Raw genomic sequence first — 9,435 nt, forward strand, 5'->3', positions numbered from 1 at the left:
GGAGTGGTTTATTGTCACTTACCAAAACTACCCCACCATTCAACTGGCGCGAGATGCGGTGCAGACGCTTCCTGAGGCTTTGCAACAGCTTGACCCATGGGCAAAATCGCTCGGTCAGGTGCAGAGCGAGTTGGAGAGAGTCGAATAACGGCGATTTGTTCGCGTCATTCGCAGTTGCGCAGGCAAGTGCTTTGGTCGGGGCGGTAAATATGATACATTCCGCCCCTTATTTTGTGGTTGATAAATAGAGCAGTAGATGAAGAAGCAGCGAGCCTTCCTCAAGTGGGCAGGTGGAAAATACGGTCTGGTCGAAGATATCCAACGCTACCTGCCTGAAGGTCGTAAGTTGGTTGAACCGTTCGTTGGTGCTGGTTCTGTGTTTCTTAATACGGATTATGAGCAGTACCTGCTGGCAGACATCAACCCTGATCTCATCAATCTCTACAATCTGCTCAAAGACAACCCTGAGAGCTACATCCCTGAGGCGAAGCGCTGGTTTACCCCAGAGAACAATCGCAAAGAAGCCTATTTGGCGATCCGCGCCGAGTTTAACCAAAGTGATGACACCTTCTATCGCTCTCTTGCATTTTTGTATATGAACCGTTTCGGTTTTAACGGCCTGTGTCGTTACAACAAAAAAGGCGGCTTCAATGTACCGTTTGGTTCGTACAAAAAGCCTTACTTCCCAGAAGCTGAGTTGGAGTTTTTTGCCGCGAAAGCCAAGAAGGCCACCTTTGTCTGTGAGGGCTACGCCGAGACGTTCAAACGCGCGCGCAAGGGCAGTGTGGTGTATTGCGATCCGCCTTATGCGCCGCTGTCGACGACCGCCAACTTTACCTCTTACGCGGGCAATGGCTTTTCACTCGATGATCAAGCCGCCTTGGCTGATGTCGCTGAGCGTGCGGCCAAAGAGCGTGGTATCTCCGTGCTGATTTCTAACCACGACACAACGCTCACCAGACGCCTGTATCATGGCGCGCAGTTGAACGTGGTCAAGGTCAAGCGGACCATCAGCCGCAATGGTGCAGGGCGCAATAAAGTCGATGAGCTGCTCGCTCTATTCCAACCAGGTGAAAGCAAATAGCCACTGTATTCCTACCGCCAGCTTAGGTAGAATTGCGCAACGATTATTCAGCGCAACCTAACAGAGGTCAGGTATGAAAGATTTTCTTATTGCTCCATCCATTTTGTCGGCCGATTTTGCTCGCCTTGGTGAGGACGTCGAAAAGGTGCTCGCCGCCGGTGCCGATGTGGTTCACTTTGATGTGATGGACAACCACTACGTACCTAACCTGACGTTTGGCGCACCTATTTGCCAAGCGCTGCGTGACTATGGCATCACCGCCCCTATTGATGTGCACTTGATGGTAAAGCCCGTGGATCGCATCATCCCGGACTTTGCTAAGGCGGGGGCATCAATGATCACTTTCCATATCGAAGCCTCTGAACACGTAGATCGCACACTGCAACTGATCAAAGAGCATGGCTGTCAGGCGGGTGTGGTGCTCAATCCTGCAACGCCACTGGCTCACCTTGAGTACATCATGGATAAAGTCGATCTGATCCTATTGATGTCAGTAAACCCTGGGTTTGGTGGTCAATCGTTCATTCCTCACACGCTAGATAAACTGCGTGCCGTTCGCGCTATGATTGATAAATCAGGCCGTGACATTCGTTTAGAAATTGATGGTGGAGTGAAGGTGGATAACATTCGTGAAATCGCAGAAGCGGGCGCGGATATGTTTGTCGCCGGTTCCGCCATTTTCAATCAGCCGGATTACAAAGCCGTAATCGATGAGATGCGCGCTGAGCTGGCCAAAGTGAAGGCATAACTCAGTAATCCAATTCGGCTGTTTGCCCATATAAAGTGACCTGGCGGGTCAATCATGCCCGCCCTAAGAGTGACTAAAAAAGTCGCCGCTCAACCATTAGGAAGATTCATGAATGATATTAAATTGATCGCGTTCGATCTTGATGGCACCTTGCTCGACAGTGTGCCGGATCTCGCGGTTGCCGCCTCCGCTGCTGTCGAAGCGCTCGGTTATGCGCCGGTGGCGGAAGAAGAGGTGCGTGATTACGTCGGTAACGGTGCCGATGTGTTGATTGGCCGCACCTTATCTCGCAGCTTAACGCTTGACCCCGATCTTGACCCTGCGCTGTTAGTCAAAGCTCGTCACCTCTTTGATGACTTTTATGCCCAAGGTGGACACAAGCTGAGCCATCTTTACCCTCAAGTAAAAGAGACGTTAGCGGCGTTGCATGAGCAAGGTTTCACCCTAGCATTGGTGACAAATAAGCCGAGTAAGTTCGTGCCTGATGTGCTCGCACAGCATGGTATTGATCATTACTTCAGTGACATCATCGGCGGTGATACCTTCCCAGAAAAGAAACCCAACCCGATGGCGCTCAACTGGCTGCTTGAAAAGCACCACTGCGGTGCCAAACAGATGCTGATGGTCGGCGACTCGAAAAACGACATTCTTGCGGCGAAGAACGCAGGGTGTTACTCGTTTGGTTTGACCTACGGCTACAACCACGGCGAACCGATTTCCGACTCACAGCCGGACTACGTCGCTGATACCATCGCTGATTTATTCGAAGTGGTCGCGGTTTGCGCTTAAGCGCAACGAAATCACTTCCAAAATACTCGTTAATGAGTACACTGGATAAACCGTGTCGGCGTCAGGCTGGGCGCGGTTTTTTCATTTATTAAGATTAAGAAGTCAAAGGAATCATTCTAATGAGCAAACCCATCGTATTGAGTGGTGTTCAACCGTCAGGTGAACTAAGTATCGGTAACTACTTGGGTGCTCTACGTCAATGGCAGCAGATGCAAGACGATTATGATTGCCAATATTGTGTGGTTGACCTTCATGCCATCACAGTGCGTCAAGACCCGAAAGCACTGCATGAAGCAACTCTAGATGCATTGGCAATTTGTCTCGCAGTGGGCGTTGATCCGAAGAAGAGCACGTTATTTGTCCAGTCCCACGTACCGGAACATGCTCAACTTGGTTGGCTTCTTAACTGTTACACCCAAATGGGTGAACTGGGCCGAATGACTCAGTTTAAAGACAAATCAGCGCGCTACTCGAAAGACACCTCTAGCCAGTTTGGCGATGTCAACGTTGGTCTGTTCGATTACCCTGTGTTGATGGCAGCCGACATTCTGCTTTACGGCGCGCATCAAGTTCCGGTCGGCAGTGACCAGAAGCAGCATCTTGAGCTGGCGCGTGATATCGCCAACCGCTTTAACAACATCTACTCGCCTGAACAGCCAATCTTTCAAGTGCCAGAGCCGTACATTCCAACCGTGAATGCGCGTGTTATGAGCCTTCAGGATGCGACCAAGAAGATGTCGAAGTCGGATGATAACCGCAAGAACGTGATTACGCTGTTGGAAGAGCCGAAGTCGATTCTTAAAAAGATCAACAAGGCGCAAACCGATACAGAAACACCACCACGTATCGCCCACGATTGGGACAACAAAGCGGGCATTTCCAACCTAATGGGCCTCTACTCGGCGGCGACAGGTATGAGCTTTGAAGAGATTGAAGCCAAGTACCAAGGCGTAGAAATGTACGGCCCATTTAAGAAAGACGTTGGTGAAGCTGTGGTGGCGATGCTTGAGCCGATTCAAGCGGAATACCACCGTATTCGTGCTGATCGTGCTTACATGGATCAAGTGATGAAGCAAGGTGCGGAGAAAGCGTCTGCTCGTGCCGCTGAGACGCTGAAGAAAGCGTATGAAGCGGTAGGTTTCGTTGCTCGTCCGTAGGTGAGGATTTTAGTTCCTAGTTCCTAGAGGTCGAATTCTAGGAACTAGGCACTCACTTCTAGGAACTGACGCCTACTGTGCCCCTTCAAAGCCCATTTGTCGCCACGCTTCAAAAGCGATGATCGCAACCGCATTGGACAAATTTAAGCTGCGTGCGTCTGGCATCATAGGAATGCGAATACGCTGCGCCATTGGCATGCTTTCGATCAATTCCGCTGGTAGGCCACGAGTTTCCGGGCCAAACAGCAACACATCGCCTGGTTGGAATTGGGCGTCTACATGGTGGCCTGTGGTTTTGGTTGTGCAGGCAAAAATGCGGTATTCGCTGCGTTCTTTTTGCAGATATTCGAGAAATGCCGAGTAGTCTTTGTGACGAGTGACGCGCGCGAGATCATGGTAGTCCAAACCGGCGCGGCGCACTTTTTTCTCTTCTAAATCAAATCCTAATGGCTCAATCAAGTGCAGGTTAGCGCCACAGTTTGCGCACAAGCGAATAATGTTGCCCGTATTCGGGGCGATTTCGGGTTCAAATAGGGCAATATCAAACATGGTTTTGGTTACTTTTTCTGATAAGACCCAAGAGTATAAGGCGGTGATGAAACACCGCCAAGTGCCATGTGACGTTGTTAGTCTGTTTTGTTGTAGGTCTAATTAGCTTAGCGCTTGATGATAATTCTCTGCGACCGCCTCCCAGTTGACGACATTCCACCACGCGTTAATGTAGTCAGGGCGGCGATTTTGGTAGCTGATGTAGTAGGCATGCTCCCACACATCCAAGGCCAAAATGGGCTCGCCTTGAATGGCCGCCACGTCCATGAGTGGATTGTCTTGATTGCTGGTCGAGGTAATCACCAGTTGATTATCTTTGACGATAAGCCAAGCGAAACCGGAGCCAAAGGTATTGATTGCAGCGTCGCTAAACTGCTGTTGGAATTCGGCAAAGCTGCCAAAGGTCTCCTCAATGGCGCGGCCAAGCTCGCCGCTGGGCACACCACCGCCATTGGGCGTCATGCAATTCCAATACAGGACGTGGTTGTAATAGCCACCACCGTTATTGCGAACGGCGGGGGCCAGTGAGGAGATGTTGGCAAAAATGCGACGCAGCGATTGCTGCTCTAGTTCACTGTCTTTGATTGCCGCGCAGAACTTATCAAAATACGTTCTGTGGTGTTTGCTGTAGTGAACTTCCATGGTTTTTGCGTCGATATAAGGCTCAAGCGCATCATACGCATAAGGAAGTTCAGGAAATTGGTGCACCATCGTAAATCCTCCATGTTTGGAGAATTTACTTTAAATGATAATGAGATTGATTATCAACTGTAAAATTGATGTGGGTATTGCGAACTTCCATGACAACGCATGATTTACTGGCACAGCGGCAGACAAATCGTCACGCGTAATCCACCTAGCGGACTGCGGCTCGCTTTGATTGTGCCACTGTGTTGGCGTATTGCGCTTTCGGTAATCGCCAGGCCAAGACCGGTTCCGCCGCTGTGTCTGTCTCGCGCCGTGGAGACTCGGTAGAAAGGTCGGAATATCGACTCCAGTTCATCGTCTGGCACCCCTTCGCCGTTGTCATCGACGATAACCTGGACGATGTCATCGGCGACATGAAGTTGGATGTCGATTTTGTCTTCGCCGTAATGAATCGCATTGCGCACCACGTTGTCCACCGCGCTCATGAGCAGTTTGGGGTTGCCTGAAATGGTGCGATTGGGAATCGCATCGTAGCGCAGGCTTTTACTCATTTGCTCTGCCTCAAATTGCGCGTCACAGAAGATGGCTTCCCACAAACTGCTCAAGGCTTGTTTTTCTCGCACCATGTGACTGTTGACTTGAATGCGCGACAACTCCAACAGCTCACCTATCATCTGCTCAAGGCGCTGAGCCTCGGTATCGATGCGCGTCAGCTCGGTGCTCTCTCCTTGCTTACGCACGGCAAGCCCGGTCGCCATTCTGAGCCGAGTGAGCGGTGAACGCAGTTCGTGCGAGATGTCAGAGAGTAAGCGCTGCTGCCCCGAGATCATCTGATTAACGGCTTCCACCATCTGGTTAAAACTTTCTCCGGCTTGACGAAATTCGCTGGTGCCTTTCTCCAACTGCGGGTCCACCTCAAATTCACCAGCGGCGACGCGTTTTGCCGCGCGTTCGAGACGTCTTGCAGGTTGGCTCAGTGCCCAAGCAAGCCACAACAGTAGCGGGGTGCTCACCAACATGACGGCCAGTAGAAGCTGGAGTGGTCGATCAAACAGATTAAGGATAAACGGCGCGGGTTGATTCCACTTGATGCCGACGTAGAGCAGCAGAGGCTGCTTGGCTAACGTCACCGGAATAGGGCCGGCAAGCATGTAATGGCCGTAGAGTTTCTGCTTGGGTGCTTCGGCTAACTCGACGCTGGTGATAAAGTTTTGCAGTGCGCGAATCTTGAAATCTTTCGGGTCTTGCGACGTCAGTATGTTGCCATCGATATCCGACACATAGAAACGCGGGCCGCTGTCTTTGGGTGGCCTTCCACCCTCATTACCTTGTCTGCGTGGTCCTTCGAGCTGGAACAATATCCGCGCGAGGTTGGACTCTCCGGCGAAGCGTTGCTCGACTCTGTCTCGCACTTCCCTTAAGTCATTGAGGTGAGTGCTTGGAATGTCTCGCGCTTTTCTTGGATCGAGATGGGGCAGAGAGAGCACCGCCATCAGCACCAAAAACATGGTAAACCAAAAGATGGCGAAGATGCGTCCATACAGGCTAGTGATTTTCGGTAAACGCATCAGTTTTCCTCAACCAACAAGTAGCCGCGGCCACGTAAGGTTTTGATCCGTGGCTTGCCGTCAGCGCGCTCTGGCAGCTTTTTACGCAGGTTGGAGACGTGCATGTCAATGGCGCGATCAAACGCCGCCAGTCGCTTGCCTAGCACATCCAAACTTAACGCTTCTTTGGTGAGCGTTTCACCTGGGTTTTGCACAAAATGGCTCAACAAAGCAAATTCGGTGGTCGTCAGTTCGAGTAAGTCACCTTGGCAATAGGCTTCTTGCTTGCCCGGATAGACTTTAAGATCTTGGTATTCGATGCAGTCGCCGTTTTTGCTCGCCGATTTACCTTGGGTGCGACGCAGAATCGCTCGGATACGTGCGAGCAGTTCACGGTCACTGAATGGTTTGGGTAGGTAATCATCGGCACCGAGTTCGAGGCCGATGACGCGATCGATCTCTTCCCCTTTCGCGGTGAGCATCAGTACGGGTGTTTCCCACTTTTCTCGTAGACGTTTGAGTGTTTCCATACCATTGAGTTTGGGCATCATCACATCGAGCAAGATGAGATCAATCTCATCGCTGACCAGCGCTAATCCCTCTTCGCCATTGTTCGCTTCGGAGATGGTGAAGCCCTCAAACGTTAACACCTCAGTCAATAGCCCGGTGAGTTCGGTGTCATCATCAATCAATAATAGGTGTGCCATAGTTACCACTCTTACAAACGTCACTGAGTTAATAGTACTGGTAAATCGTCTGGAGATTGAGACTAATTTTTCCTCTTTACGATTCTTTACGCTGCCTAAACGTCACTTTACTTAGCATGGCCTATTCTACACTCAAGCGCTGTGAAGACAGCTCCACACAATAACTTGAACAAGAAAGGTAACGATTATGAACACTGCAAAAAAAATGGTATTGGCTGCTGTTGTCCTCCCTCTCACATTAGGTACTGCGAGCGCATGGGCGTTCGGTGGCGGTGGTAAAGATAACCACAAAGGGCCACGTGATGAGTGTCGTGGTGGTCTGGATCGCGGCATCATGCGTCAACTGGACCTAACCGAAGAACAGCAAGCACAGCTTAAAGAGATGCGCGAAGCTGGTCGTGATGAAATGAAAGCGAAATTCAAAGAGAATTTTGAGTCGCATCAAGCGCAGATGCAGGCACACCGTGCGAGCGTGCAAGCGTTGGTACTGGCAGACACCTTCGATCAAGCGGCCGCGCAGGAATTGGCGAAACAGATGGTCGACCAACAGACTGAGCGCCGCGTGAAGATGCTAGAGAAAGAACACAAAATGTTAAGCGTGCTAACACCTGAGCAAAAAGCCAAGTTTGTTGAGCTGCAGCAAGAGCGCGCGACAGAGTGTGGTGAGAAAATGCAAAAACGCATGAACAAAAACTGATCATCGCTCTCTACTGCCTTTGGCGACCTTCGGGTCGCCTTTTGCGTTTCTGGGGCTTGGCTGCACTTTCACCACACATAAGGTTATACTTAAGCCAATTTTCGCAATGGCTCAACGTAGAAAACGGATATGAAACAAGAATATGCACGTTTGGTGACGATGGCAGCATGGACCGCTACGCTCGTCGCTAGTGGCTTGCTGGTGGTCAAGGTGGGTGCTTGGTGGATGACGGGCTCAGTGAGTCTACTCGCGTCACTGATCGACTCTATGCTCGATATTGCTGCCTCGCTGGTTAATCTGGTGGTGGTGCGCTACTCACTTCAACCTGCGGATCGTGAACATGCGTTTGGTCACGGCAAAGCAGAATCGTTGGCGGCGCTTGCTCAAGCCATGTTTATCTCAGGCTCTGCGGTGTTCCTGATTCTTAATGGTGTTGACCGATTTTTCCGTCCTCATGCCTTGGTGTCGCCTGAATATGGCGTCTATGTGAGCTTTTTCGCCATGTTGGTGACGTTCGGTTTGGTCACATTTCAACGCCATGTGGTGAAAAAAACCGGCAGCCAAGCCATTGCCGCAGATTCATTGCACTACCAATCGGACTTATACATGAACGCCGCGATCATGGTGGCGCTTGGTCTTAGTTGGTTTGGTATTACTCAGGCGGATGCGGTGTTTGCCATCATCATCGGCGGGTACATTCTGTTTAGCGCCTATAAGATGGTCAAAGAGGCAATTCAAACCTTGCTCGATAGAAAGTTGCCCGATGAGGAGCTTGCTCAGATCAAAGCATGTTGCCTCTCTGTGGAAGGGGTGCACGGCGTGCATCAGTTGCGTACCCGTATGTCAGGGCCAACGCGCTTCATCCAATTGCATCTTGAGCTCGACGATCATCTACCGCTGATTGAGGCGCATCGAATCTCTGATCGCGTAGAAGATTCGCTGTTGGCGACCTTTCCCGAAGCGGACGTATTGATCCACCAAGATCCCTATTCTGTGGTGTTCGGTAAAGAGCGTAAACAGAAGGTTCATCGCTGGTAATCTTAGCGAAGAGGCGACAAATGGCTGGGGGTTGGCTATCTTTCTAGCGAGTGAGTATTAACCTTGATACTGACGTGTATCAATTCCCGTTATGAGCAAAGCTGTAATACTCTTACATAAGTAGAAAACTTACATTAACGTCTACAAAATAAAAGTAGTATTCCTTGTGGGGCAAGGTAACATACTACGCAGTTAAAGGAATTTTGTTGGTGGCCGCCTGTAAACCACTAACGTAATATTTTGAAATAAGATTCCCAAAAATCGAGGGTGAGCATGATTAAGAAGATTGGTGTTTTGACAAGTGGCGGTGACGCCCCTGGTATGAACGCAGCAGTACGTGGCGTAGTCCGCACTGCACTCTCTGCAGACATTGAAGTATACGGAATTTACGATGGTTATCTTGGCCTTTACGAAAACCGTATCGAGAAATTGAGGTGCTGGAGGGTTCTGTCATCCTGTTTCTTTTAACCT

At 50.4% G+C, this 9,435-nt stretch carries 10 protein-coding genes and 1 pseudogene; 7 read left to right on the forward strand and 4 right to left on the reverse strand.

Annotated features, from left to right (window positions below; genetic code table 11):
• Window positions 1-256: 256 nt before the first annotated feature.
• The 4 genes from AC6R0L_RS06740 to trpS all read left to right on the forward strand — a co-directional run bounded on the left by AC6R0L_RS06740 (window position 257) and on the right by trpS (window position 3,778).
• Window positions 257-1,084 (forward strand): Dam family site-specific DNA-(adenine-N6)-methyltransferase, encoded by an 828-nt coding sequence (locus tag AC6R0L_RS06740; RefSeq protein WP_334555646.1) that lies wholly within the window; start codon window positions 257-259, stop codon window positions 1,082-1,084.
• Between the two features lie 73 nt (window positions 1,085-1,157).
• Entirely contained in the window at window positions 1,158-1,832 is a 675-nt protein-coding gene (rpe, locus tag AC6R0L_RS06745; RefSeq protein ID WP_334555645.1) for a ribulose-phosphate 3-epimerase, read from the forward strand.
• Between the two features lie 108 nt (window positions 1,833-1,940).
• Window positions 1,941-2,621 carry a phosphoglycolate phosphatase gene (locus AC6R0L_RS06750; RefSeq protein ID WP_500628680.1) on the forward strand — a complete coding sequence of 227 codons (681 nt, stop codon included), beginning with the start codon at window positions 1,941-1,943 and terminating at the stop codon, window positions 2,619-2,621.
• A 119-nt stretch (window positions 2,622-2,740) separates the two neighbouring features.
• On the forward strand, window positions 2,741-3,778 hold the full coding sequence (gene trpS, locus AC6R0L_RS06755; protein ID WP_487902591.1) for a tryptophan--tRNA ligase: 1,038 nt from the start codon (window positions 2,741-2,743) through the stop codon (window positions 3,776-3,778).
• Window positions 3,779-3,850: 72 nt separating this feature from the next.
• Here the strand turns inward: trpS and trmL are convergent, their stop codons facing one another.
• The 4 genes from trmL to AC6R0L_RS06775 all read right to left on the reverse strand — a co-directional run bounded on the left by trmL (window position 3,851) and on the right by AC6R0L_RS06775 (window position 7,229).
• The gene (gene trmL, locus AC6R0L_RS06760; protein ID WP_334555642.1) at window positions 3,851-4,327 is read right to left on the reverse strand and encodes a tRNA (uridine(34)/cytosine(34)/5-carboxymethylaminomethyluridine(34)-2'-O)-methyltransferase TrmL; all 477 of its coding nucleotides are present in this window, start codon (window positions 4,325-4,327) and stop codon (window positions 3,851-3,853) included.
• 102 nt (window positions 4,328-4,429) lie between these two features.
• Window positions 4,430-5,038, reverse strand: coding sequence for a superoxide dismutase (locus AC6R0L_RS06765; RefSeq protein ID WP_500628681.1), 609 nt, complete (start codon window positions 5,036-5,038; stop codon window positions 4,430-4,432).
• Window positions 5,039-5,142: 104 nt separating this feature from the next.
• Window positions 5,143-6,543 (reverse strand): envelope stress sensor histidine kinase CpxA, encoded by a 1,401-nt coding sequence (gene cpxA, locus AC6R0L_RS06770; protein WP_500628682.1) that lies wholly within the window; start codon window positions 6,541-6,543, stop codon window positions 5,143-5,145.
• Window positions 6,543-7,229, reverse strand: a complete 687-nt coding sequence (locus AC6R0L_RS06775; RefSeq protein WP_500625720.1) for a response regulator — start codon at window positions 7,227-7,229, stop codon at window positions 6,543-6,545. The genes cpxA and AC6R0L_RS06775 overlap by 1 nt, the downstream gene beginning before the upstream one ends.
• A 187-nt stretch (window positions 7,230-7,416) precedes the next feature.
• Between AC6R0L_RS06775 and AC6R0L_RS06780 the strand changes: the two genes are divergently transcribed.
• From AC6R0L_RS06780 to AC6R0L_RS06790, 3 genes and pseudogenes are all read left to right on the forward strand, one after another.
• A complete protein-coding gene (locus AC6R0L_RS06780) occupies window positions 7,417-7,926 on the forward strand; it encodes a CpxP family protein (protein WP_334555638.1) in 510 nt (169 codons plus the stop codon).
• A gap of 129 nt (window positions 7,927-8,055) precedes the next feature.
• Window positions 8,056-8,964 carry a CDF family cation-efflux transporter FieF gene (gene fieF / locus AC6R0L_RS06785; RefSeq protein ID WP_334555637.1) on the forward strand — a complete coding sequence of 303 codons (909 nt, stop codon included), beginning with the start codon at window positions 8,056-8,058 and terminating at the stop codon, window positions 8,962-8,964.
• A 273-nt stretch (window positions 8,965-9,237) separates the two neighbouring features.
• Window positions 9,238-9,396: pseudogene (locus AC6R0L_RS06790) on the forward strand (6-phosphofructokinase); the annotation flags it as partial.
• Window positions 9,397-9,435 lie beyond the last annotated feature (39 nt).

The organism is Vibrio sp. R15-SG3-ISO1A (assembly GCF_059833955.1).